Source organism: Pantoea sp. ACRSC, from assembly GCF_022346785.1.
GTDB lineage: Bacteria > Pseudomonadota > Gammaproteobacteria > Enterobacterales > Enterobacteriaceae > Pantoea > Pantoea alvi.
In genome coordinates this window covers 464,962-490,858 of record NZ_JAKRNN010000001.1, presented here as the reverse complement: position 1 = coordinate 490,858, position 25,897 = coordinate 464,962, and the positions used below count along the sequence as shown (strand labels likewise).

General features: G+C 60.5%; 20 protein-coding genes. 2 read left to right on the top strand and 18 right to left on the bottom strand.

Translation table 11 applies throughout. The features are described from left to right. Positions 1-191 precede the first annotated feature (191 nt). Positions 192-1,382, top strand: coding sequence for an amino acid aminotransferase (locus tag MHZ97_RS02355; protein WP_103795367.1), 1,191 nt, complete (start codon positions 192-194; stop codon positions 1,380-1,382). Between the two features lie 87 nt (positions 1,383-1,469). Here MHZ97_RS02355 and MHZ97_RS02350 read toward each other — a convergent pair whose 3' ends face one another. The 7 genes from MHZ97_RS02350 to cmoM form a co-directional block, all read right to left on the bottom strand. Next, entirely contained in the window at positions 1,470-2,099 is a 630-nt protein-coding gene (locus MHZ97_RS02350) for an MBL fold metallo-hydrolase (protein WP_239312235.1), read from the bottom strand. Positions 2,100-2,138: 39 nt separating this feature from the next. Then, positions 2,139-2,687 carry a YcbK family protein gene (locus tag MHZ97_RS02345; RefSeq protein ID WP_239312238.1) on the bottom strand — a complete coding sequence of 183 codons (549 nt, stop codon included), beginning with the start codon at positions 2,685-2,687 and terminating at the stop codon, positions 2,139-2,141. Positions 2,688-2,875: 188 nt separating this feature from the next. Further along, a complete protein-coding gene (gene ldtD / locus MHZ97_RS02340) occupies positions 2,876-4,684 on the bottom strand; it encodes a L,D-transpeptidase (RefSeq protein ID WP_103795364.1) in 1,809 nt (602 codons plus the stop codon). A gap of 153 nt (positions 4,685-4,837) precedes the next feature. Beyond that, on the bottom strand, positions 4,838-9,313 hold the full coding sequence (mukB, locus tag MHZ97_RS02335; protein ID WP_239312248.1) for a chromosome partition protein MukB: 4,476 nt from the start codon (positions 9,311-9,313) through the stop codon (positions 4,838-4,840). Further along, positions 9,310-10,026: a chromosome partition protein MukE gene (mukE, locus tag MHZ97_RS02330; protein ID WP_033789292.1), complete on the bottom strand. Its 717-nt coding sequence runs from the start codon at positions 10,024-10,026 to the stop codon at positions 9,310-9,312. Before mukE ends, mukB begins: the two co-directional genes overlap by 4 nt. Then, complete coding sequence (gene mukF, locus MHZ97_RS02325; protein WP_103795362.1) at positions 10,007-11,329, bottom strand: chromosome partition protein MukF; 1,323 nt, start codon at positions 11,327-11,329, stop codon at positions 10,007-10,009. The genes mukE and mukF overlap by 20 nt, the downstream gene beginning before the upstream one ends. Beyond that, positions 11,326-12,111: a tRNA uridine 5-oxyacetic acid(34) methyltransferase CmoM gene (cmoM, locus tag MHZ97_RS02320; RefSeq protein WP_103795361.1), complete on the bottom strand. Its 786-nt coding sequence runs from the start codon at positions 12,109-12,111 to the stop codon at positions 11,326-11,328. The genes mukF and cmoM overlap by 4 nt, the downstream gene beginning before the upstream one ends. 125 nt (positions 12,112-12,236) lie before the next feature. Here cmoM and elyC point away from each other — a divergent pair, with 125 nt between their 5' ends. Beyond that, positions 12,237-13,022, top strand: a complete 786-nt coding sequence (elyC, locus tag MHZ97_RS02315; RefSeq protein ID WP_239312250.1) for an envelope biogenesis factor ElyC — start codon at positions 12,237-12,239, stop codon at positions 13,020-13,022. Here elyC and MHZ97_RS02310 read toward each other — a convergent pair. The 11 genes from MHZ97_RS02310 to aroA all read right to left on the bottom strand — a co-directional run bounded on the left by MHZ97_RS02310 (position 13,002) and on the right by aroA (position 25,850). Further along, positions 13,002-13,895 (bottom strand): fructosamine kinase family protein, encoded by an 894-nt coding sequence (locus MHZ97_RS02310; protein ID WP_103795359.1) that lies wholly within the window; start codon positions 13,893-13,895, stop codon positions 13,002-13,004. The genes elyC and MHZ97_RS02310 overlap by 21 nt on opposite strands. Before the next feature lie 101 nt (positions 13,896-13,996). Continuing rightward, entirely contained in the window at positions 13,997-14,746 is a 750-nt protein-coding gene (kdsB, locus tag MHZ97_RS02305) for a 3-deoxy-manno-octulosonate cytidylyltransferase (RefSeq protein ID WP_239312253.1), read from the bottom strand. Next, a complete protein-coding gene (locus MHZ97_RS02300) occupies positions 14,743-14,925 on the bottom strand; it encodes a Trm112 family protein (RefSeq protein WP_239312256.1) in 183 nt (60 codons plus the stop codon). Before MHZ97_RS02300 ends, kdsB begins: the two co-directional genes overlap by 4 nt. A 106-nt stretch (positions 14,926-15,031) precedes the next feature. Then, entirely contained in the window at positions 15,032-16,249 is a 1,218-nt protein-coding gene (locus tag MHZ97_RS02295) for a winged helix-turn-helix domain-containing protein (protein WP_239312259.1), read from the bottom strand. A 24-nt stretch (positions 16,250-16,273) separates the two neighbouring features. Further along, entirely contained in the window at positions 16,274-17,275 is a 1,002-nt protein-coding gene (lpxK, locus tag MHZ97_RS02290) for a tetraacyldisaccharide 4'-kinase (protein WP_239312276.1), read from the bottom strand. Beyond that, on the bottom strand, positions 17,272-19,020 hold the full coding sequence (gene msbA, locus MHZ97_RS02285; RefSeq protein WP_103795355.1) for a lipid A ABC transporter ATP-binding protein/permease MsbA: 1,749 nt from the start codon (positions 19,018-19,020) through the stop codon (positions 17,272-17,274). The genes lpxK and msbA overlap by 4 nt, the downstream gene beginning before the upstream one ends. 43 nt (positions 19,021-19,063) lie before the next feature. After that, entirely contained in the window at positions 19,064-21,307 is a 2,244-nt protein-coding gene (locus tag MHZ97_RS02280) for a DNA internalization-related competence protein ComEC/Rec2 (protein WP_239312279.1), read from the bottom strand. A gap of 205 nt (positions 21,308-21,512) precedes the next feature. Continuing rightward, entirely contained in the window at positions 21,513-21,797 is a 285-nt protein-coding gene (ihfB, locus tag MHZ97_RS02275) for an integration host factor subunit beta (protein WP_033751281.1), read from the bottom strand. Positions 21,798-21,884: 87 nt separating this feature from the next. Then, positions 21,885-23,558 carry a 30S ribosomal protein S1 gene (gene rpsA, locus MHZ97_RS02270; protein ID WP_103795573.1) on the bottom strand — a complete coding sequence of 558 codons (1,674 nt, stop codon included), beginning with the start codon at positions 23,556-23,558 and terminating at the stop codon, positions 21,885-21,887. Between the two features lie 124 nt (positions 23,559-23,682). After that, positions 23,683-24,363, bottom strand: coding sequence for a (d)CMP kinase (gene cmk, locus MHZ97_RS02265; RefSeq protein ID WP_103795353.1), 681 nt, complete (start codon positions 24,361-24,363; stop codon positions 23,683-23,685). A gap of 200 nt (positions 24,364-24,563) precedes the next feature. Then, on the bottom strand, positions 24,564-25,850 hold the full coding sequence (gene aroA, locus MHZ97_RS02260) for a 3-phosphoshikimate 1-carboxyvinyltransferase (protein WP_103795352.1): 1,287 nt from the start codon (positions 25,848-25,850) through the stop codon (positions 24,564-24,566). Between the last annotated feature and the right edge of the window lie 47 nt (positions 25,851-25,897).

Below are 25,897 nucleotides of genomic sequence, written 5' to 3'. Positions count from 1 at the left end.
AAACGGAGCTTCGGCTCCGTTTTTTTATGCCTGCTATTCGCCCCTTAGCGGCGCCCTTGTTATGTTTTTCCTGCGCCCGCGTCATCTTCGACGCCCGGCAACGATTTTTTGCGTAAACGGTTGGCAATGCGCAGCGCTGACGTTAACCTGAAGGCTCATTTCGTTAAAGTTCACGCTACTGGACACGACTCATGTTTGAATCTATCTCTGCGGCACCCGCCGATCCTATTCTTGGGCTGGCCGATCTGTTTCGCGCTGATGACCGCCCGCACAAAATCAACCTTGGCATCGGCGTTTATAAAGATGAAACCGGCAATACGCCGGTGCTCACCAGCGTAAAAAAAGCCGAGCAGTATCTGCTGGAAAACGAGACCACAAAAAATTACCTCAGCATTGATGGCCTGGCCGATTTTGCGCGCTGTACTCAGGAGCTGCTGTTTGGCGCAGAGAACCCGCTGATTGTCGCTGGCCGCGCGCGCACCGCGCAGACCCCCGGCGGCACCGGCGCACTGCGCGTTGCGGCAGATTTTCTCGCCACGCAGACGACGGTTAAGCGCGTCTGGGTGAGCAATCCAAGCTGGCCGAACCATAAAAATGTGTTTAACGCAGCGGGTCTGGAGGTGTGCGAATACGCTTACTACGATGCGGAAAACCACCAGCTCGACTTTGACGGCATGCTGGCCGCGCTGCAGGAAGCCAAAGCAGGCGATGTGGTTCTGTTCCACGGCTGCTGCCATAACCCGACCGGCATCGATCCCACGGCAGAGCAGTGGAGCCAGCTGGCGCAGCTCTCTCAGGCAAAAGGCTGGCTGCCGCTATTTGATTTCGCCTATCAGGGCTTTGCGCGCGGCCTGAATGAAGATGCGGAAGGCTTGCGTATTTTCGCCGCCTCGCATCAGGAGCTGATTGTCGCCAGCTCTTACTCTAAAAACTTCGGCTTATACAATGAGCGTGTAGGCGCCATCACCCTGGTGGCGGCCGATGCAGCGACCGCTGACACCGCCTTTAGCCAGGTGAAGTACACCATTCGCGCCAACTACTCCAACCCGCCGGCGCACGGCGCCGCGGTAGTGGCAACCATACTCAGCAATCAGGCGCTGCGTACCATCTGGGAGCAGGAGCTGACCGATATGCGTCAGCGCATCCAGCGTATGCGTCAGCTGTTTGTGAATACCCTGGCGGAGAAAGGCGCAACGCGCGATTTCAGCTTTATTATCCAGCAGAACGGCATGTTCTCTTTTAGCGGCCTGACCAAAGATCAGGTTATCCGTCTGCGTGACGAGTTTGCCGTCTATGCGGTCAATTCCGGCCGGGTGAACGTGGCGGGTATGACGCCAGATAATATGTCGGCGCTGTGCGAGGCGATTGTCGCAGTGCTGTAAAACAGCCGCACATCCCGCGCCCGCGCGGGATGCTTTGCGCTGAGACGCCTGCGTCAGGAGAGAGAATGGGCCGCTACGGCCCATTTTTTATTGCAGAAAAGGATTGCTTATACGTTCGCGCCCCAGCGTCGAGATGCTGCCGTGGCCGGGAACAAAGGTAATATCGTCACCCAGCGGCAGCAGCATCTCTTTAATTGAGGCGATCAAATCCTGATGGCTGCCCTGCGGGAAATCGGTTCGCCCTACGCCGCCGTGGAAAATCACATCGCCGGAAATCAGCAGACGGCCCGCGCGGTCGAAAAAGACGATATGGCCGGGCGTATGCCCCGGTGTATGCAGGATCGCCAGCTCCACCTCCCCGACCTGCACGCTGTCGCCCTCCTCCAGCCAGCGATCTGGCGTAAGGGGCGCGCACTCCGCCAGACCAAACATGCGGCTCTGCGTCGGCAGCGCGTCCAGCCAGAAGGCATCCAGCCGGTGCGGGCCAACGACTGGCACCTGATAGTGCGCCGCCAGCTCCGCCGCCGCGCCGACGTGATCCAGATGGCCGTGCGTCAGTAAAATCTGGCGAGGGGTAAGATCGAGCTGCTGGAGCGTTGCGATAATGGTCGCCGCATCGCCGCCGGGATCGACCAGGGCGGCGTCGCGCGTCGCCTCACACCAGATAACCGAACAGTTCTGCGCAAAGGCGGTAACGGGAATAATGTGGTAGTTCATAACGCTCCATGGCCGGCGCACGCAGCGTTGCCGGCGTCATTACCAGTGCCGTACCGGCCCGGTATCAATATGAACGAAGTTGCTGCGAGGATAATATCCTACACCACCCGCGCGCATTGTTAAGGCCGCTTTGCGGATGTTATTCAGCGCAATGCCTTCGATATGAAAATCCATCGCCTGCCCTTTGGTGTGATAGCTGTGCTTCGCTACGCCCGGGCCGCTTTCGCGCAGCATATTGTTGGTCGCCAGCGAGCGATAGCCGGAGACCAGCTGGATCGACTTGCGGGTTCCCAGCAGCGTCTGCAGTCGATAGATCTGATCGAAGAGATGGGGATCGATGCTTTTCGTCAGATTGGCGCGATAATCGCGGAAAAAGTGGTTCAGGCGAGCCAGCTCGCTCTTATCGTAACTTTTCCCATTAAAAAACTCAGTTTTAAGGGTTTCACCGGTGTGAAGATTGCTCAGCGTCAGCACGCGAGGACGCGACGTTGAAAGCGAGGCGATAGCGGCGTCAGGCAGCAGCGCCATGCCGGCCACAGCCGTTCCGCCAAGAAGCAATTTGCGACGTGTTAAGTTAAAACTGGACATGAAAAACGGTTACCTGAGATTGAAGCCAACGAAATGTGCAAAAACCGCACAAGGCCGAACCATAACCGGCTGGCCGGGTCACGTCAACCGACCTTACTCAGGTTTGTGCGGCGACCCTCATCAGGGTCGCCAGAGTAAAACAGAGCAAAAAAGAGGTGGGTAGAACAACAGCGGTTAAAAATCAAGGATTAGAGTAGTAGCTGCCCTGCGCGCGTGAGCACCTGGCTACCCGAACGCGCCGGATTATCATAATTGTAAATATCTGTGCGGAATTGCGGCTTGCCGTCATCAGCGACCCAGGCGGTCAGATAGTACAAATTAACCGGAATGCGATGGCGGATCGGAACATAACGCGTATCCCCCTGTTTTAGCTGATCGGAGATGCGAGAGTCATTCCAGCCAGCATCCTGCAGCAGCAGTCCCGCCAGCTCTGACGCTTTATTGACGCGTACGCAGCCTGAGCTGAGCGCGCGGATATCGCGCTGGAACAAGGCGTGGTTGGGCGTGTCGTGCAGGTAGATCGCGTCCGAACTCGGCATGTTGAACTTATAGCGGCCCAACGAGTTGGTGTTGCCCGGCGCCTGGCGCAGGCGATAGGGGAACGACGAGGCGGAGACCATGCTCCAGTCAATCATGCTGGGATCGATAACCTCCGCGTCCGCGCTCCAGCCGGAGAGCAGCGTATAGCCGTGCTTGTAGAGATAGCTCGGATCCTGCTTCACCCTGGGAATGATGTCCTGACGCACCAGCGTCGTCGGCACGTTCCACGGCGGGTTAAGCACCACGTTATTCAGCGCGCTGCGCATCAGCGGCGTTTTACGGTCGGGACGCCCGACAATCACGCGCGACGACAGGATCTTGTTGCCGTTGTTGTAGTAGGTCAGCGAGAAGTTAGGGATATTGACCATGATGCCGTTGTGCATATCGTCCGGCAGCAGACGCAAACGCTGGATATTCAGCGCCAGCAGCGCGGCGCGCATCTGCGGCGTCACGTTAAGCCATTCACGGGTGCGCGGCCCGATAGCGCCGTCGCTGCCGAGCCCTTGCCACTGCTGGAAGCGTTTAACGCCCTCTACCAGCGCGGCGTCATAGACGTTGTCGCTGACCGCATCAGCGGTGCCGTTCTGCACGCTGCCCGCCTGCTGCGGCGTCTGCGCAGCGAGATCGCCCACGCTGGCGGCCGATGGGCTGACCGCCACAGGCTGACCGCTCTGGCTCACCGGAACCGGCGCGGTTGGCACCGCATCGTCCGCAGGGCCCGGCGCGACCGGCTGCGCGGCGAGCATGCCGGTGCGCCGTAAGATTTCGCGCAGCGCCGGAACGTCATCGCTCACCTGACCCGGCCGCAGCGTTTCACGATTCTTCAGCTGGGGCCAGGGGCGCGAGTCGCTCAGCAGCTGCTTCAGCGCGGCGTGCATCGGCGCATATTGCGGATGCTGCGGCACCAGCGAAGCGACAAAGGCAGCGGATCCGCCGGCCAGCACCGCATTTTGCCACTGATTAACTACCGATACCGACGGCTGCGCCAGCTTGTAGGGCACATTGCTGTAGAGCCAACTTTCGCCCTGCGTCGGTACGCTGGAGACGAACTGCAGATAGCCCAGCATGGCGTCGCTCAGCACCACGTCGCGCGCAAAGCCGGTGATGCCGGGATCGGTCAGACGATCGACCCAGCGCGTAAACTGCGGCTGCACGCCTGACATGGCCACTTCCGCCAGCTGCTGCTGAAACTGCTGCACCGCCGCGCGATCTTGCCACATCGGCTGCATATTGTGCGCCGCGTAGAGGGTTGCCAGCGAGGCCAGATAAAACGGTGGCTCTTTGCCGGCAAAGGCCTGGCGCAGGCGCTGCTGGCTGTCGCTAACTGAAATGGACGCGTGCGTAGTGCCGGGTAACGCGGCAATAACGGCCGCGTGCGTCAGATGCAGAGGCGTAAAGGCCAGCGCTAGTGCCAGAAGCGAAAAAACATAATTGTTGGTTTTATTGGTCAGCAACATCCCTGCCCCCTCATTTGTTTACCACGCAGCGTTTCCTGGATCCGCTGCAACCGGGCTGCTACTCATATGCTGAGTATACAAATAAAAAACGGCATTTGCCTCACAGGACAAATGCCGTTTACAGATTACTGAAAGCGGTAATTTTTGACCAGATTAAACCTGCGAGTTTTCAGCCTCCAGCCCCGCCTGCTCTTCACTGTCGCGGCGCGTCGCTGGCGCGTCGGCAGAGAAGCCGCGCAGGCCGACCACGTGCACATGCTCCGTGTTATTGAACACTTTACGGACCAGCTTATAGGTGGTGCCTTTTTCCGGGCTGATGTTTTCCGGTGCCGCAATCACCAGCTGCATCTCCAGGCGTTCGCAGAGTTCAAACAGCGTGGCGATAGATCGCGCATCGAGACGCGCCGCTTCGTCGAGGAACAGCAGGCGGCAGGGAGAGATATCCTTGCCGCGCAGGCGGCGCGACTCCTCTTCCCAGCTCTGCACCACCATCACCAGAATCGACATGCCGGTGCCGATCGCCTCGCCGGTCGACAGCGCCCCGCTCTCGGCGCGCAGCCAGCCGTCGGAGCCGCGGTTAACTTCCACTTCCATCTCCAGATAGTTGCGGTAGTCCAGCAGCTCTTCGCCGATGGTCTGCGGCGTGCGCTGCCCCATATCAATCTGCGGATTAAGGCGCTGATAGAGCTTCGCCAGCGCTTCAGAGAAGGTCAGGCGGCTGCTGTTAAAGAGATCCTGATGCTGCTCATGCTCTTCCGACAGGGTATCGAGCAGCGTGGCGTGGGCCTCGCGCACGTTCACGTTAAGCCGCACGCTGCGCACCTGACCGAAGCTCACCATCTGCAGCCCCTGGTTCAGCTGGCGAATGCGGTTCTGCTCGCGCTGAATGGTTTTGCGGATAATATTCGACACGCTGCGCGAGCTGATCGCCAGCGTCTGCTCGCGCGCCGTCAGCTCTTCGGTCAGACGGTTCAGTTCGATCTCCATCTGCTCGATCGCCTCGACCGGATCGTCGGTGCGGATAATATCCTGACGGATGCGTTCGCGCAGATGCTGATAGACGGCGATAAAGAACTGGATCTTACGCTCTGGCCGCTTCGGATCTTCCGACAGGCGCAGCACGTCGCGCAGATGCTCGTTATCCGCCACCGCCAGGCGCAGCGCACCCAGCGCCTTATCTGACATTGAGCGCAGCTCATCGCCGCTCAGGTAGGCCAGCTCGCGGCGGTGCAGACGTCGCTCAACGCCGTTCTCTTTCACCAGACGCAGCACGCTGCACCAGCCCGCTTTGGCGCTGACCACCTGCTCGCGAATGCGGTGATAGTCGCGCTCCAGCACGCGCAGCCGTTTCTGCAGGTTCTCCATCTCCGCTTCGCAGAAAGTGAGCTGCTTTTCCAGCTGATTGCGTCGAGCGCGGTTGTGGCTCAGCGCGGCGTAAAGCTCGTCGCGGCGAATGCGCGCGCGCTCTTCCGCACTGGCGTCGGCCTGTACGCCGATATCCTGCATCTCCTGCAGCAGCTCTTTCAGCATGTCGCGTTTGGTGTCGTGCGAGCTTTTCAGAGAGGCCAGCACCTGGCTGTACTGCGCCATTTGGGTTCGCTGCTCGCGCAGGCGTTCGCGCGCGCGGCTGCGCTCGCCTTCAGCCTGTTCCAGCTGGCGACGCAGCTTATCGCTGAGATCGTTGTTGCCGTTGAGCATGCCGGCAGAGTCGCCGTAGCTGAAGTGGGCGCGGCGCTGCACCACTTCTGTCAGGGCAAACGCCTGCTGACGCGCGACGCGCTGCTGCTGCTGCGCCTGCTGATAGTCCGCCTGCAGCTGCTCATGCTGCTCGGGATCGCTCTGCAAGACGCCGATCAGCGACTCGAGCTTCGCCAGCTTCGCGCCGTGCTGATGCAGGAAGCGCGCCGCCTCCTGCGCCTCTTCGACCTGCTCGCGGATCTCGTCGCAGCGATCGGCCAGCGTCTCGTCCAGCAGCAGATTAACGCGCGGCAGCAGGCGGTTAAGCTGCGCCACGCCCTCTTTCGCCTGCTCATACTGCTGACGCTGCTGCTGGTTGTCGCTTTCATGCTGATTCAGCGCGCGCTCCAGCTCGCTGCGGCGCGCGTTGTACTGGCGAATCTGCGCTTCGGGATCTTCTTCAAAGGCGACCGCCAGATGGCTGCCGATAAAACGGCTGAAAGACTGATGCAGACGCTGCGTTTTCTGCACGTCGAACGAGAGCGTAGCATAGCGCTCCGCGAGGCGATCGCGCTCGTTGTGCAGCAGCTCCAGCTGATTCTCACGCGCGGCGCGGCCGAACAGCGGGATTTTCGGGAAGCGCGAATAGCGCCACTGGCGCTCCGCCACTTTCACGACCACGGCGTTTTGCAGCTCTTCGACGGCGAAAACGCTGTCGTCAAACGACTGCGGATCGCCCTCGATCAGATAGAGATCTTCCGGGCACTCCTCCAGCCCCTCGAGCTGCTCGCGCACCAGCGACAGATCCGGCACCACGATAGCGTGGCGCGACGGACCATAGAGCGCCGAGAAGTAAGGCGCGTCGTCCAGCGTTACGTCGTCGTAGATTTCAGAGAGCAATACGCCGCCAAAGCGTTCCGCCAGCTGCGTCAGGCGCGCATCTTCTGCGCCGCCGGGCTGGCTCAGACGTTCGATCTGGCGCTCTACGTCGCGTTTGCGCGCGGCGATTTCGTCGCGCTCTACCGTGGTTTCACGCTCGCGCTCCAGCAGCTGCTGCATATATTCGGTAATCTGCTGGCTGTTTTCCAGCGCCTGACCGGTCTGCTCGCTGAGCTGCGTCAGGATCTCCTGCGCCGCCAGCCAGTGTGGCGCGCGCGCGGTCAGGGTGGCGATACGTTCGCGCAGCGACTCCAGCTCCTGACGCATCACCATGCGGCGTTCGCCCGCGTCGGAAACGCTGGCGCTGAGCTGCTCGATCTGCGCTTCCAGCTCGCTATGCAGCCCTTCCAGCGCGTCGGCGTCATAGTGCGCGCCCTGACGCTTGCAGAACTCCGCCAGCAGCCGCTCCGCCTCATGCTGTTCGCGCAGGCGCTGCTCCAGCTCGTTAAGGCGCAGGCGCAGCGACGAGAGCTGCTCGGCGTAGTGACGCTGATTGGCGGCGTCGCGCAGCAGCTCGCGGCCGGTTTGCCAGGCCTCCTGGCGCGGCACGTTGCCTGCGATGCTGGTTACCAGCGCCAGCGCCTGTTCAAACTGGCTGTGCGCCGCTTCCGCCACGCTCAGCTTCTGCTCCAGACGCAGCAGGGTATCGGTCGCCTCCTCTTCGGTCGCCTGGAACCGCTGCTGCCACTCGCTGGCGTTGTCGATGGTGAGATCGGGCAGCTGGCAGAGCGTCCTGGCGCGCTCCAGCGCCTGCAGCGCCTGCTGATACTGAATCGCCCGCGTCTGCTGTACGTCGAGCGCCTGCTGGAAATCGGCCAGCTGGTTTTTCAGCTCGTCCACCTCCAGCTCCGCCGCTTCGACGCGCGCCTCGTTCTCTTCCTGCGCTTCGCGCGCTTCCGCCACCACTTCGTTCTGCTCTTCAAGACGATGGGTCAGCTCGTCGAGATCGGCCTCGTAGCGCTCAATTTTTTCCTGCTGGCGCATAGCGGTCTGCACCAGATTCAGATGATCGCTGGCGGCCTGATAGTCCGCTTCCAGATCGTTCTCCGCCCCGCCGTGCTCGGCCAGCTCGCGCGCCATCTCAATATGGCGATACTGCTCCGTAGCCAGCTGTTTGCGGCTGGAGAGGAGATCGCGGCGCAGCTGCAGCGCGCCATCGAGATGGATGCGCCGCTCGTTGGCGTGACGCATATAGTCCGCCGAAACATAGCTGGTGGCTTCGGAGATAAGATGTTTAAACAGGTCGCGATCGGACTGCGTGACGCGAATCGCCTCCAGCGTCATGCGGTTCTCGCGCAGCGCCGCTTCCATATCCTGAAACGCTTTGCGCACGCCGCTGTTTTCCGGCAGCAGGTAGTCGCGCAGCGAGCGGGTAATGGCGCTGGAGATACCGCCGTAGAGCGAGGCTTCGATTAGCCGATAGAATTTACTGCGATCGCCGGCGGAGCGCAGGCGGCGCGGCACGATACCGTGCTCGAACATCATCGCGTGATAGTCGGTGACCGAGCTGAACTGGCGGAACTGCACCTCTTCCTGCGCTTCAACGCGCTCTTTGACCTCGCTCAGCGGCAGCACGCGCGCCTGACGGCTGTTCATAATCTCGGTCAGCATATCGGTCGGCTGACTATCCATCGGCAGCCCGTGAATGCTGAACGGCTTGATGTCGACCTTTTTATCGCGCCCGGCTACCTGCTGCAGACGAACGCCGGCGATGACGCGCTGGTGACGCGAGTTGATAACGTCGAGCACCGCGTAGCAGACGCCGGCGCGCAGCTTGCCGTGCAGGCCCTTATCGCGCGAGCCGCTGGTCGCGCCCGCTTCCGTGGTGTTACGGAAGTGCAGCAGCGTCAGATCCGGGATGAGCGCCGTTACAAAGGCGGCCATGGTGGTGGATTTGCCTGCGCCGTTACCGCCCGACAGGGTGGTGACCAGTTCGTCGAGATCAAAGGTGCGGGCAAAAAAGCCGTTCCAGTTGATCAGGGTAAGCGAACGAAATTTGCCGCGTTCAATCATGCCTGTTCTTCCTCCGCGCTATCACTCGCGTCGCTGTCAATATCATCCTGCTCGCTGGTCGCGCTCACGCTGTCGAGCGCCATGGCTTCGCCGTCGCGGATCAGACGCAGCTGCGCCTCGCGCGGATCGTCGCCGCTGCGCACGTCGGCACCAAAGCGGAACACCGATTCGGTAATGCGGAATTTGCTGCTGTCGTTGCCCATAAACCACACCATGCCGAGTCGACGCAGTCGGCTCAGCGAGGCGCGCATTTTCTCCTGCAGCCTGGCCCGATCGAGATCGGAGCCGGTTGAGCGCTGGTTCACCAGCTTGAGCAGCTTATTCTCGTCAGCGAGCGTCAGCAGCTCGTCATAGAGCTCCTGCTGGGTGAAGATGCCCTCGTTCGCCAGACGCTCCGGGCTGAGGTAGAGATAGCAGAGCAGCTTGCCCACCATCATATCCAGCTCGGAGAGCACCGAGCGCGGGATCAGGGTGGTGGAGCGCGGACGCAGATAGAAAAAGCCCTCTGGCGCGCGAATAAGTTCGACGTTGTAGCGGGCGTAAAACTCTTCCAGGAAGGTCTGGTAGTCCATCAGAAAAGCGTGCTGGTCCAGCTCTTCAATGCCGATATGGCGACCGGCGCGCAGCTGGCTGTCGAGCGCGGGAAAAATCGGGTTCGCCAGTGCCTGCGCCAGCTTAAGCGGCATCACTTGTTCAATATTTGTCGATGACATGTGCCTGCACCTTGGCTCCGTAATCATTAATGGCCTGCCACTGCGCGGGCAGGCCGGCTAAATCGGCTTCCGCCACGCCGAGACGCACCGCCTGATCGACCACGATACGCGCCAGATCAAAGTGGCGCGCGCGCGGATACTGGGCAAGATAGTCGCGCATCACCGTGGCGAGGTTGAGCGGTTTCTGTTCAGATTTGTAGCTCAGCAGCGCCTCTTCAATCATCGCCGCCAGCTGTTCGCGGATTTCGTTAAACTCTTCATATTCCAGCTCGGCGGGCAGTTCGCCCATTACCTCGTCGTTGCGCAGCGTCAGATCCTCGTCGCGCATATCGAACAGGCGATCGGCGCTGGCGTAGGTGAGCACCCACGGCTGGTCGAAGTAGTTCTGCACCGACTGGCGCAAGCGCTGCGCGAATACGCGGTTCTTGTCCATGTCGATGGCGGTTCGAATAAATTTATGGACGTGGCGGTCATAGCCGATCCACAGGTCAATCGCCTGCTGGCCCCAGCTGATAATGCGATCCAGCTTGTTTTGCAGGTCAAATACCAGCTTATCGACGAAGCCGAGGTCGGGGCTGCTGAGGGTGGCGTCCTGAATGCGCAGCAGATTGGCCTGCAGCTTGTCACCCGCCGCCTCCAGCGTATCCTGCAGCTCGCGCAGCGTGCCGGAGGTTTCCGACAGCAGCATTTCACAGCTGGAGATCGCCGCGCGCCAGTCTTTGTTCAGCAGATCGGCGATATCGTTCTTCACCGCCTGCTGCTGTTCATCCATCAGGCGCTGCGTCATGTCGATACTGTCGAAAATCTCCGCCACGGAATATTTCAGCGGCGCGAAGACGTTGCGGTGCCAGTGGAATTCATCACCATCCTCTTCCGCCGCATCGGCGGCGCGCTTCAGCTCGCCCGCCACGATCGACAACTGCATCGACAGGCGCAGCGTCGAAAACTCGCGCTGGCGGATATAGTAGTCAGTGATGCCGATCGCCAGCGGCGTCAGACGATAAATGGCGTGGCCTTCCGTCATCTCGCTGGTAAAGCGGTTGATCAGGCGCTGCCGCACCATATCGTTGATGGCGTTATTGGCGCGCACCATCACGGTTTCATGGGTTTGCTCAAAGGCTTTGCTGACGTGCTGGAAAGCGTCGATCAGCTCTCCCTCACTCATTTCGCCATCCATACGCTCGCCGTTCAGGGTGGCGATGGCCAGCAAAAAGGCCAGACGATCGACCGGCAGCGCAAGGGAAAAGTCGTTCTTACGCGCCCAGCTGACCAGCTCGGGTACCGTCTGGGAAAATTCACTCATAGTTCGTCCTTCTGCCCTGGTTTACGCGCAGTCACGTGGATATAACGTCCCAGGCTTAAAAAGGGTTCCTGGCGACAGTAGCGTCGCTCCATCTCAAGAATGCTCGCATCGCCTCCGCCGTCCGCCGGCGGGGCTTTCATATAGTCGCTGAAGACGCGCACTCCCGTACGCTGTTCGATATCGAAGCCGCAGGCGGTGAGCCAGCGGTAGACATCGTCCGGATCGCGCGGGTAGTCGGGCGACAGGGAGCGCTTCTTCTGCTTCGCCATATTGACGCGCAGATAGCCGAAGTTTCCCAGCGTCAGATTGCGAAACACCAGACTGTGGCGGTTAAAAAACATCAGCGACATCACGCCGCCGGGACGCAGCGCGTCAAACAGCGCCTGCAGCGCTTTTTCAGGCTCGGCGACCCACTCAAGCACAGCGTGAAACAATACCAGATCCACCGGCGTATCCAAATGCTCGCCCACCTGCTGCACGGCGATTTGTCTGAATTGCATGTTGTGGCTCACATCCTGCGCTTCGGCATGCTGCTGCGCCCGGCGCAGCATCTCCGCCGAGAGATCGCAGAGCAGGATCTGGTGGCCGCGCTGCGCCAGCCCGCTGGAGATTTGCCCCAGTCCGCCGCCGGCATCCAGCACGCGCAGCGGCGCCGCGCCGAGCGTCGGCAGAATCGTCTCCAGCTCGTCCCAGAGGATCGCCTGACGCACCATCCCCTTGGTGGTGCCGTAAATATTTTGCGAAAATTTTTCCGCGAGATCGTCGAAGTTACGATCCTGCATGGCGTGGGCTCCGGTATGCTGCGCTCAGACTTGTGCTATTTTGTCACAGGCTCATGAAGAATGAACCTTTCATCCCCTTCTTCCTTTCCAGCTGCTGTTTTTTCGGACAACAAGGAGTTTTTTTGATGTTTTTTGGACTGAAAAAACTGGTGGGCGGGCTGTTGATGCCTTTACCCATGCTGCTGCTGTTGATGGCAGCGGGTATTTTACTGCTTTGGTTTAGCCGCTGGCATAAAAGCGGCAAAATTTTAGTCTCCCTGAGCTGGGCGCTGCTGCTACTGCTGAGCCTGCAGCCCGTCGCCGATCGCCTGCTGCTGCCGCTGGAGTCGCGCTACGCGACCTGGAACGGCGACCAGAAGGTCGATTTTATCGTGGTACTGGGCGGCGGCTATACCTTTAATCCCGACTGGGCACCGAGTTCGAACCTGATCGGCAACAGTCTGCCGCGCGTCGCTGAAGGCGTCCGCCAGTGGCGACGCAACCCGCAGGCGACGATGATCTTTACCGGCGCCGCCGCCGGACAGAATCCCGTCAGCAACGGTCAGGTCGCCGCCTCGGTGGCGCTGAGCCTGGGCGTGCCGCCGGATCATATTCTGGTGCTGGACCAGCCGAAAGATACCGAACAGGAGGCGCGCGCGGTGCGCGGCGTCGTCAGCCAGCGGCCCTTTCTGCTGGTCACTTCCGCCAATCATATGGCACGCGCCCTGAATTTCTTTCACGCCGCCGGCTTAACGCCGCTTGCCGCGCCGGCTAATCAGCTGGCAATTACCTCGCCGCTCAACTGGTGGGAGCGCGCGATGCCTTCCCCGCTCTGGCTGAGCCACAGCGAGCGCGTCGTCTATGAGGCGCTGGGACAGGCGTGGCAGTGGCTTAAAGGCGGCGGCGCGCCTTCAGCCCAGCCAGGGCAGTAGCTGCGCCCGGGCGTAATCAAAGCGTGCGCGATCAAACTCGCCATACTGCACCAGCCCCTCAATGCAGTCCCACAGCTGATAAAGCCAGCGCCGCCAGAGAAAACCTTCAGAAACCGGCGCGCACTGTAAATAGCGCGCCATCAGCGCCTGTTCCGCCGGGCTTTCGCCCAGCTGCCTCAGCTCATATTCGCGCGGCCCCCATAAAATAGCGCCGGGCTGGGTCATCGCCAGCAGCTGATCGCTGCGCGCATTTTTGACGATGCTGGTCAGGCGCAGATTGCCATGCAGCATGACGCAGGGATCGTCGAAGTCGCGAAAGAGGTGCGCCAGCTGCTCGCGGCTGCGGAATAGTACCTGGCGGTCGGCAAAAGTGAAGGCGGGCGGCTGCAGATAGCTGAGCGTGGACCAGAGCACTTCCACGCGCTGGTGAAACCAGGCAGGCCAGCTGTTCTGCTGGGTGCTGTCGACGGTGCCCACCAGACCGTGGCTGCTGATGCGATGCCAGGCGAGCAGCCCCTCAACCACCTCTTCGCACAGCTGCTGCCAGCGAGCGGCGTCGCGGGTCGGCGCCTCGGCGGAGACGCCGTTGAGGCGCGCCATCAGCAGCATTTCATGCACCGGCGGCTGCTGGCTCAGCACCAGGCCATAGACCGCCGGCACGGCGATTAGCCCTTCATGGCCAAGCAGCGCCAGCTTTTTCGCCTCCAGCGCAGCGCGTCCCTGATGACGGAAATATTTCGCCACCAGCGGCATCGGTTTGTCCTGGCGATCGTAGAGCGCATAAAGCCGCGTCGGCGGCTGTTCGCTGATGGTTTCGAGCCGGCCAACCGTCTCGCCTAACACCAGCGACAGTTCAGATTTGAGACTTTCCATGCATCCTCCTCAAGGAAAACATCACACCATCCTGGAGGCCTCAGCGGGCAAAAATATGGAAACAGATCAATAAAAGCGTCGGGGATGGCTCCCCGACGCCGTTAGCCCTGCAGCGCGGCGCGCACGCGCGCCAGATCTTCTGGCGTATCCACGCCTGTTCCCGGCACGGTTTCCGCGACGGCAACATGGATCTTTTCGCCATACCAGAGCACGCGAAGCTGCTCCAGCAGTTCGATACGCTCCAGCGGGCAAGGTGCCCAGGCGACGTAGCGACGAATAAAACCGGCACGATAGGCGTAGATGCCGATGTGGCGCAGCAGCGTATCGCCGATCGCCTCGCGGGAGGCGGCGTAGCGCTCGCGATCCCAGGGAATGGTGGCGCGTGAGAAATAGAGCGCATAGCCCTGCGCGTCCATCACCACCTTCACCGCGTTGGGGTTAAACGCCTCTTCCGCATCATGAATCGGCACCGCCAGCGTTGCCATGCCCGCCTGCGCGCCCGCCAGGTTCGCCGCCACCTGGCGTACGATTTCCGGTGGGATCAGCGGCTCGTCGCCCTGCACGTTGACGATAATCTCATCGTCGGCGAATCCGCAGGTTTCGATCACCTCAGCCAGCCGCTCGGTGCCCGACTGATGGTCAGCGCGCGTCATGCAGATTTCACCGCCCGCCGCTTCAACCGCCGTTTTCACATCCGGATGGTCGGTGGCGACAATCACGCGGCTGGCGCCGGAGGCGCGCGCGCGCTCCATCACATGAACGATCATCGGCTTACCGGCGATATCGACCAGCGGTTTGCCGGGCAGGCGCGTTGAGGCGTAGCGCGCGGGAATAATCGCCGTGAAACTCATGGGTGGATCTCTTCCACGACGAGGGTGCGCGCTTCGTTTTCCAGCAGCACTGGAATACCGTCGCGTACCGGAAAGGCCAGCGCGTCAGGTTTGCAGATCAGCTCCTGCTGGGCATTGTTGTAGTAAAGCTTGCCGTTGCACACCGGGCAGGCAACAATTTCGAGTAAACGGTGATCCATATGTCCTCCATTGCGGACCGATTGCATAAGGCGCTAAGGATACCATAGCGCAGTGTCTCAGCGTGCGCGGAAAGCAGCCGCGAAACTGCGGCGCAGACCGCAAAGCTCAGGAATCGAGCGCCCAGGCGGCAGGCCAGTGCGGCCGCAGCGCGGCGGGCATCTGTTCGAACAGCACACTCTGCGCCTCCTGCCAGGCCGCAAAGCGCTCAATCGCCTGGCGGATATCCCTGACGAATGCGGCGGTAACGCGCACCTCCGGCTCCAGCCAGAAATTCTTAATCACCAGCTGCCGCGCCTGACGCTGCATGCGGGCGTCCAGCCTGGCCTTGATCGCGCCGCGATGCAGCACCGGCAGGACGAAATAGCCGTACTTGCGCTTCGCCTCCGGCGTATAGCATTCGATGCGGTAGTCGAACTGGAACAGCTCCCGCGTGCGCCGCCGATCCCAGACCACAGGATCAAACGGCGACAGAATGGCGCTGTGCGTGGCGTTAAGCGGCGCGTCGAGCAGCGGCAGCAGATCGCAATGCAGCCACATTTCGCCCAGTCCGGCTACCTCGACCGGTACAATCTCGCCCCCCTGGCGCGCCCTCTCCAGGTAAGGCTTCAGCGCCACCCGTTTGAGACGGTAGTAATCGGGCAGCCAGGCGGCGCGGAAAATACCGAGACTGCGCGCGCTGTTGCGCAGCATTTCCCACTGCGCGTCCGCTTCGCTGAGCGCGTGCAGCGCATCCTGCCACTCCGGCAGCACGCGTGAACGCAGATCGTAGACCCGCTGAAAATTGCGCCGCTCGCTGACCATCAGCTCGCCGGCGCTGAAAAGATTTTCCAGATGACGCTTGTGCGGCTTCCAGGCCCACCAGCCGGGTTTGTGATCGGCGCCGCTGGTGAAGTCGGCGGCGCGAACCGGCCCCCGCTCGGCAATATGCCGCAGCAGCTCGTCGATCTCCTGCTGATGCTCCTGCATCCACCGGGCGTTATATTTCCAGCCGAGGCGCTCAGGTTCGAGCATGCGGTGGCGCAGCAGCCGGAAATCTTCGCGCGGGATAAAGCAGGCTTCGTGCGCCCAGTACTCAAACAGTTCGCCCTGCGCCAGCGCCTCTTCCAGCCAGCGCGGCGGGTAGCTGCCGAGGCGGCTGAACAGCACCAGCCAGGGGCTACGGGCGACGACGTGAATAGTATCGATTTGCAGCAGCGACATGCGCCGCACCGTGGCGAGCAGATCCGGGTAGCGCGCGCGTTTCAATGGCGTGCGCAGCAGACCCTGCGCCGCCAGATGAAGATTTCTTGCCTGTTGAAGCGAAAGCGAAAGCGTGGTGTTCATTCCCTTCCTGCGTTCGGCGTGAGGTTAGCTGACGGCCCTGCCTGCGCGCTGCCGCGCCAGGCGCTCGATCTCATCCAGCAGCGGCGCGACGGCGCTGCCGCTTAGCTCGGCTTCCACCGGCAGATACCACCAGTTGGGCTGGGCGAAGCCGCGACACTTAACCGCGTCTTTTTCGGTCATCAGCAGTATCTGGCCCTCGGCCACCAGGGCGGCGAGTTCCTGCTGGCTGTAGGCGTGGTGGTCGGCGAAGGCGATTTCAGCGACCGGCGTGACGCCATGCTGTTTAAGGGTAGTGAAAAAGCGCGGCGGATGCCCTATGCCCGCCATGGCCACCACATTGTCCAGCGCGGACAGCGGCGCGCGCTGGTGGGTATGCAGATTAACCGCATCGCCGGGCCGCAGCGACATCGCGATTTCGTCCGCCTCGGCGTGGCCGCCGTTAATAATCACGGCATCAACCTGGCGCAGGCGCGAAGCGCGCTCGCGCATCGGTCCGGCCGGCAGCCACCAGCCGTTGCCGAAGCGGCGAACGCCGTCGACCACGACAATCTCGCGATCGCGCTGCAGCGCGTAGTGCTGCAGGCCATCGTCGGTAATGATGAGATCGATATGCTGACTGAGGAGCAGCGCCTCCACCGCGGCGCGGCGCACCGGCGCGACCGCAACCGGCGCACCGGTGCGCTGGGCAATCAGCACCGGCTCGTCACCCGCCTGGGCGGTCGGCGTGTCGCCGTCGACCAGCAGCGGATAGCGTTCCGCTTTGCCGCCGTAGCCGCGCGAGACCACGCCTACGCTGAGGCCGCGACGCTGTAATGCCTGCACCAGCCAGATTGCGACCGGGGTCTTTCCATTGCCGCCGGCGGTGAGATTGCCGACCACTACTACCGGTACCGGCGCGCGCCAGCTTTTACGCCAGCCGCGCTGATAGCTGAGGCGGATCAGAGAGGAGATGGCGCCGTAGATCAGGCTAAGCGGCCACAGCAGCAGCCACAGCGGCGAGCGTCCACTCCAGATGCGCTCGATCATTGCCCAAACTGCATCTTATGCAGCTGAGCATAGGCGCCCCGCTGAGCAAGCAGCTCGGCATGGGTGCCGCGCTCAACGATACGGCCATCTTCCACCACCACGATCTCATCAGCTTTTTCGATGGTCGACAGGCGGTGAGCGATAACCAGCGAGGTGCGGTTTTTCTGCAGCTCGTCCAGCGCCGACTGGATCGCGCGCTCCGACTCGGTATCGAGCGCAGAGGTCGCCTCGTCCAGAATCAGAATCGGACAGTCGCGCAGCAGCGCGCGCGCAATGGCGATACGCTGACGCTGGCCACCGGAGAGCAGCACGCCGTTTTCACCGATTACCGTATCCAGCCCGTTATCCATCTTGTTGATGAAATCCATCGCGTGCGCCATGGTCGCGGCGCGCTCGATCTCGGCGCGGCTGTACTGCTCGCTGCGCGCATAGGCGATGTTGTTGGCGATGGTGTCGTTGAACAGATGAACATTCTGCGACACCAGCGCGACCTGATTACGCAGCGAACGCAGCGTGTATTCGCGCAGGTCGTGACCATCCAGCAGAATCTCCCCCTGCTGGATATCGTAAAAGCGCGTCAGCAGGCTGGCCAGCGTCGACTTGCCGGAGCCGGAGCGCCCAACCAGCGCCACGGTTTTGCCTTCCGGCAGCGCCAGGTTGATGTCGCGCAGCGCCGGAATATCGCGGCCAGGATAGCTAAAGGTAACGTTGCGGAATTCGACGTCGCCTTTGGCGCGCTCAATTTCGCGCGTGCCGGTGTCAACTTCCTGCTCGCTGTCGAGAATAGAGAAGAGCGTCTGACAGGCTGCCATACCGCGCTGGAACTGCGCGTTGACGTTAGTCAGGGATTTCAGCGGGCGCATCAGCGCAATCATCGACGAGAAGACCACGGTGATGGTGCCTGCGGTCAGCGTATCCATCACGCTGGGGAAGCTGGCGGCATAGAGCACGAATGCCAGCGCCAGCGAGGCGATCAGCTGGATCACCGGATCGGAGATAGATGAGGCCGATACCAGCTTCATGCCCTGCTGACGCATGCGGTTGCTGACGCGGGCGAAACGCTCCGACTCCACTTCCTGGCCGCCGAAAATCAGCACTTCTTTGTGCCCTTTCAGCATCTGCTCGGCGCTGGTAGTGACCTGCCCCATGGTGTTCTGCATGGTTTTGCTGATGCTGCGAAAACGCTTAGAGACCGAGCGAATCGCCAGAGAGACGATCGGCGCCAGAACAATCAGGATCAGCGACAGCTGCCAGCTGTAGTAGAACATCATAATAAACAGGCCGATAATCGACGCGCCCTCACGCACGACGGTAACCAGCGCGCTGGATGAGGAAGAGGCGACCTGCTCAGAGTCGTAGGTAATGCGCGACAGCAGCGTGCCTGTTGACTGCTGATCGAAGAACGAGACCGGCATGCCCATCATATGGCTGAAGAGGCGACGACGCATATTCATCACGACGTTGCCGGAAACCCAGGAGATGCAGTAGCTGGAAACATAGCTGGTGACGCCGCGGATCAGCATCAGGCCGATGACGGCCAGCGGCATCCAGATCAGAACCGATTTATCCGCTTTGCCGAACCCATCATCCAGTAAAGGCTTCAACAGGGAGAGCATAAGCGTGTCGCCCGCGGCATTAAGTATCAGGGCCACAGCGGCCACGCATAAACCCGCTTTATGGGGCGCGATCATCGGCCAGAGTCGACGAAATGTCTGCCACGTTGAGAGATCTTTATCTTGATGCATTATTTATTCACGCTGTTTGAAATAGCCGCTCATTCTACCTGGATTACCGTTTGACGCCAAACCACTGATGGTACCATCGGGGCAAAATTTGCTCTCTTAGCCCAGAAACCGCTATTTTACGCCCGTCGATAGAAAGGGTTAGCTGCCCCGAGCGGGCGGTGTCGTACCAGGCGAAGCCCGCGCGGCGATAGTTTTCCAGCACGCTGTTGACCGGCATTCGCCAGGCGTTGTAGCGCGCCATGGAGGCGATGGCGACACGTCCAGCGACGGTGCGCAGCAGCAGCGGCGTCGACGAGGTGCGGCTGCCATGATGCGGTACCTGAATGATATCGGCCCTGAGCCGGCCTTTTTCCAGCGCCACCAGCTGCCGCTCCGCCGACGCCTCCAGATCGCCCATCAGCAGCAGGCGCGTGACGCCGTCATCCACGCTCAGCACGCAGGAGTCGTTATTGTTGCTGATTTCCGAGCGCGCTGGCGGCCACAGCGCTTCAATATTTAACGCCTTCCAGCGCCAGCGCACGCCGCGTACGCAGGGCAGATGATCGGCCTCGAGCGTGGCGCTGCGTACCGGCACCGCGGGCCAGCGTTGCTTTATCGCGCTGAGCCCGCCGCTGTGATCGAGATGGCGATGGCTGAGCACTATCGTCTGAAGGCGCAGCCGCTTCCGCGCCAGCCAGGGAATAACGTGGCGCGTACCGGCGTTGCCGTTTTCCCAGGCAGGGCCGGTATCATAAAGCATCGCCTCCCTCCCCTGACGGATCACCACGCTTAGCCCCTGCCCGATATCCAGCATATCAATGCGCCAGCCCGGTTCGTCGCGCGGCCAGCGCCAGACCAGCAGCGCCAGCACCACAGCCGCACAGCTGACCGGCGCGGCGTAAAACAGCGCGCAGCGCCAGACAATCAGCCCGCCCCACAGCAGCAGCGCCAGCGTGGCGGCGTCATGAAACGCCCACCAGCCATCAGGTAAAGCCTTGAGCGCCGCCATTAGCCAGACGACAGAGAGATCGGCCAGCCGCCAGAGCGCGGCGCAGATCGCGCTGACCGGCGTCAGCATCGCCAGCAGGATAAGCGGCACGCTGATAAAAGTGATAACCGGGATCGCCAGCATATTCGCCGCCAGCCCCGAAAGGCTGATGCCCTCGAACAGCATGACCTGAAGCGGCGCCATCAGCAGCATCATGCCGAGCTGCAGGTGCAGCAGCTGAACCGGCAGCCAGCGCCAGCCGCGGCGGCAGCGCGCCGGTAAGGGAAACCAGTGAGACCAGGTCAGTAAAATGGCGACCGCCAGCGCCGATAGCCAGAAGCTTTCTGAGAGCACGCTGAGAGGATCGAGCAGCAGCAGTCCACCGACGCACAGGCTCCAGACCTGCCAGCCGCTGAGCTGCACTCCCCTGATGCGGAAAGCGACCCACAACGTCAGGGCGAACAGGGTTCGCTGAGCGGGCGCATCGCTGCCGGAGAGCCAGGTATAAAGTGCCGCTGCCAGCCAGTTCATCAGCAAGGGGAACCGGTAGCCGATAAGGCGCGCCGGCAGCGCCAGCTGAACCGCACGCGCCAGCAACCAGCCGCTGCTGGCGGCCAGCGCGATATGCATGCCTGAAATCGCCATCAGATGCGCCGTGCCCGTTTCCCGCAGCAGCCGTCGCAGTGCGTCGCTCATTTCTGCCCGCTCGCCAAAAGCGAGCGCGAGGATAACGGCGCGCTGCTCCAGCGCATTAATCATCGGCAGATCGCGCAGGATTAGCCGCCAGCGCCAGCTGCAGCTCAGGGATTCGGGCCGCTGCTGCTGAATACGGCCTCGCAGCCCCATATGATTCGCCAGCGCAAAACGCTGTGCATCAAACTCGCCTTCATTGAGCCTGGCGTGTACGGGTCGCAGGCTAAGCTGCATCGTCCATCGCTGCCCCGGGCACCAGTTCTGCTGGCCCTCTGCGAACGACAGCCAGGCGAAACGCGGTGGAAACAGGTAGCGCCCTTCTCGCGCTATCAGCTGTACCTTAACCTGACGCCTCTCCTGCCGGACTTCATCAATGCGCACGCTGTAGGTCGCAGGGGCGGCGCTGGCAGTTTCAATCGTGGTAACCGCTGAACGCGCGGCGCACAGCATCCAGGCGCACAGCAGCAGCGCTACCGCTGCGATACGCAGCCAGGCCGCCTGCCTCCACAGCATTAAGCTGCCCGCGCAGGCGATCGCCGCGATGACGATTGCCGACGGAAGCCGGTGCAGAAACAGCAGCGGCAGCGCGGCGAAAATAGCGGTTCTGGCAAATAGCGTCGCTGTCATTATGCTCTCGTCCCGGATTAACAGGCTGAGAGTATGCGGATAACAGGGCGCGCGGTCAGGCGGAGAGTGACGCGCTTCAGCGCCGCTTCGCAATAAAAGAGGATAATTTCAGCGAGGATACAGAGGATGTCGCACTGGCTCGCACAGAAACAGCAGGCAAAAAAAAACGACATCCTGGGATGTCGTTTCTGCGTTCGGTTACGGCTTAACCGTAGATGTTTGCACGGTCTCGCAGCTCTTTGCCCGGCTTAAAGTGGGGAACGTATTTACCTTCCAGTTCCACTTTGTCGCCCGTTTTCGGGTTACGCCCCGTACGCGGTGCGCGGTAATGCAAAGAAAAGCTGCCGAATCCCCGGATTTCAATGCGTTCGCCCTGAGCCAGCGTAGTGGCCATGTGCTCCAGCATCTCTTTTACAGCATCCTCAACGACTTTCGCCGGAATATGAGTCTGCTGGCCAGCAAGTCTTTCAATCAGTTCTGACTTGGTCATGTAACCTCCGGTTAATCCTTGTGGGAAAGGTATGACAGCTTGCTACCGTAACCGGGCAGATTTCCCTGCCCGGTTGCTTCAGGTCGATTACTCGCCTTTAGCTGCTTTGAACGCTTCAGCCATAGCATTGGAGAAATTGCTTTCTTCCTGCTTGTTGTTCACAGTTGCGATGGCATCTTTCTCGTCAGCTTCGTCTTTCGCACGGACAGACAGGCTAACAACGCGGTTTTTACGATCAACGCCGGTGAATTTAGCTTCAACATCGTCGCCAACATTCAGAACCAGGGTTGCGTCTTCAACGCGGTCACGTGAAGCTTCAGAAGCGCGCAGGTAGCCTTCAACGCCGTCTGCCAGTTCAACTGTAGCACCTTTAGCGTCAACTGCAGTTACTTTACCAGTAACGATGGCGCCTTTCTTGTTCAGGGTGATGTAGTTGTTGAACGGATCTTCAGCCAGCTGTTTCACGCCCAGAGAGATGCGCTCACGCTCTGCGTCAACCTGCAGTACAACGGCAGCGATTTCGTCGCCTTTTTTGTACTCACGAACGGCTTCTTCGCCAGTCGCGTTCCAGGAGATGTCAGACAGGTGAACCAGGCCGTCGATGCCGCCGTCCAGGCCGATGAAGATACCGAAGTCAGTGATTGACTTGATTTTACCTTCAACGCGGTCGCCCTTGTTGTGAGTCTCAGCGAACTGCTGCCATGGGTTAGATTTGCACTGCTTCAGACCCAGGGAGATACGACGACGCTCTTCGTCGATGTCCAGAACCATAACTTCAACCACGTCGCCCACGTTAACAACTTTAGACGGGTGGATGTTTTTGTTGGTCCAGTCCATTTCAGAAACGTGTACCAGACCTTCAACGCCTTCTTCGATTTCTACGAAGCAGCCGTAATCAGTCAGGTTGGTTACACGACCGGTCAGGCGGGTGCCTTCCGGGTAGCGCTTAGCGATAGCCACCCACGGATCTTCGCCCAGCTGTTTCAGGCCCAGAGATACACGGGTACGCTCGCGGTCGAACTTCAGCACTTTAACAGTGATTTCGTCGCCCACGTTGACGATTTCGCTCGGATGCTTAACGCGTTTCCAGGCCATATCGGTGATGTGCAGCAGGCCGTCGACGCCGCCCAGATCCACGAATGCGCCGTAGTCAGTGAGGTTCTTAACGATACCTTTGACTTCCATGCCTTCCTGCAGGTTTTCCAGCAGCTGATCGCGCTCAGCGCTGTTCTCAGATTCGATAACTGCACGGCGTGAAACCACGACGTTGTTACGTTTCTGATCAAGCTTGATTACTTTGAATTCAAGCTCTTTGCCTTCCAGGTGCAGGGTGTCGCGTACCGGACGCACGTCAACCAGTGAACCTGGCAGGAACGCACGAATACCGTTCAGCTCAACTGTGAAGCCACCTTTAACTTTGCCGTTGATAACACCGGTAACAGTTTCAGCGTCTTCGTAAGCTTTTTCCAGCGTGATCCAGGCTTCATGACGTTTAGCTTTCTCACGGGACAGCAGGGTTTCACCGAAGCCGTCTTCCACTGCATCCAGGGCAACGTCAACTTCGTCACCAACCTGGATTTCCAGTTCGCCGGCTGCGTTCTTGAACTGCTCTGCCGGAATGGCAGACTCAGATTTCAGACCCGCATCAACCAGAACGACGTCTTTGTCGATAGAGACAACAACGCCACGAACGATGGAACCCGGGCGGGTTTCGATTTCTTTCAGGGACTCTTCAAAGAGTTGAGCAAAAGATTCAGTCATATTGATAATCTTAGGATTCTTCAATTTAACGTCCACCTGACGTCACTGTCGGATGGGGTTGTTTCACATGCCCTGCGCGCTTTCCGTGGCACAGGGTTACAGCAATTCTGTTCGGCCGAAAAGATTAAACGCCCAGCTTTTTGCGGGCATATTCCAGCGCCTGATCAATGACTTGCTCGATGGATAACTGCGTAGAATCCAGAACCAGCGCATCGGCGGCGGGGACTAAAGGCGCAATGGCGCGGTTGCGATCGCGGTCATCACGTTCTTTTATCTCGGCTAAAAGGCGATCAAAGTTAACACTAAAGCCGCTTTCCTGCAACTGTAGCATACGGCGCTGGGCGCGCTCTTCCGGGCTGGCGTCGAGGAAAATTTTTACCGGCGCGTCGGGGAAAACGACCGTGCCCATATCGCGGCCGTCGGCGATTAAACCCGGCTCGTCGCGAAAGGCGCGCTGACGACGCAGCAGCGCTTCGCGCACGCGAGGAAAGGCGGCAATACGCGACGCAGTGTTGCTGACTTCCTGGGTGCGGATTTCACCGGTAACCTCTTCGCCCTCAAGGATTACCTGCAGTTCGCCCTCCTGCGAGACGAAACGCACGTCCAGATGGGCCGCCAGCGGCACCAGCGCCTCTTCGGCTTCAATATCTACCTGATGATGCAGCGCAGCCAGCGCCAGAACGCGATAGATGGCGCCAGAGTCGAGCAGATGCCACTGCATCGCTTCCGCCATCGCTTTGCACAACGTGCCTTTGCCAGCACCGCTAGGTCCGTCGACAGTTATAACCGGGGCAGTTGCCGTCATTATTCTCTCCTGTTGCTGCGCAAAATAGTCCAGCCTTCAGGCTGTTCAGAACTGGATGCATTATACGCGGACAAGGGGAATGACGTTACCTTTTAGCGGAGACATCGCTAAAAATTGCAGCAGATTCAGAACATATCTTGGTCAATGAGGCCAGAGGCAGTGAGAATGCCGGAAAGCGTCGCTCTCCGGCACGGTGAAAATCAGGCGATCTGGCTGATCTTAGCCAGCTGCTCGAAATAGTCGGGGAAGGTTTTCGCGGTACAGCCGGGATCGAGGATGGTCACGGGCGTATCGGAGAGCGCCACCAGCGAGAAGCACATCGCCATGCGGTGGTCGTTATAGGTACCAATCTCCGCATGACGCAGTTTTTCCGGCGGCGTAATGCGAATAAAATCATGTCCCTCTTCCACTTCCGCGCCGACTTTACGCAGCTCGGTGGCCATCGCCGCCAGGCGATCGGTCTCTTTCACGCGCCAGTTGTAGATGTTGCGCAGCTGCGTCGGACCTTTAGCGAACAGAGCCGTCGTGGCGATGGTCATCGCGGCGTCGGGAATATGGTTCATATCCATATCGATGCCGTTCAGTTCGCCGGCGGTGCAGGCGATATAGTCGCTGCCCCACTCCACGGTCGCGCCCATTTTTTCCAGCACGTCAGCAAAGCGGATATCGCCCTGCACGCTGTCGCGGCCAATGCCGGTAACGCGCACGGTTCCACCTTTAATGGCGGCGGCGGCCAGAAAATAGGAGGCGGAAGAGGCATCGCCCTCGACCAGATAGTCCCCTGGCGACTGATACTGCTGTTGACCCTTGATGATAAAGCGCTGGTACTGCTGGTTCTCGACCTCGACGCCGAAGCAGCGCATCAGATGCAGCGTAATATCGATATAGGGTTTGGAAACCAGCTCGCCTTTGATCGCGATCTGCGTATCGCGCGCCGCCAGCGGCGCGGTCATCAGCAGCGCAGTCAGAAACTGGCTGGAGACGCTGCCGTCAACGCTGACGTCGCCGCCGGTGAAGCCGCCTTTCAGGCGCAGCGGCGGATAGTCGCTGTTCTCCAGATACTCAATCTGCGCGCCGCCCTGACGGAGCGCGTCGACCAGATGCCCGATTGGACGCTCTTTCATCCGCGGCTCGCCGGTCAGAACGATATCCTGCTCGCCGAGACAGAGCGCCGCCGCCAGCGGTCGCATCGCCGTGCCGGCGTTGCCGAGAAACAGCTCCAGCGGCTGAGAAGCGCGCAGCGCGCCTGCCTGCCCCACCACCTCGCAGCGGGTGCGGTCGGCGGACAGGGTAAAATCGACGCCCAACGCCTTCAGGGCGTTCAGCATATGTTTAACGTCATCGCTGTCCAGCAGGTTCGTCAGACGCGTGGTGCCTTGCGCCAGCGCCGCCAGCAGCAGCGCGCGGTTAGAAACGCTTTTTGAACCCGGCAGGTTAACGGTGCCGTCAACGCGTGCAATCGGTTGTAAGGTCAGGGAGTCCTGCATGTGAAACCAAATCTCCAGAAAAGGACAAAACCCCGCCGCGAGGCGGG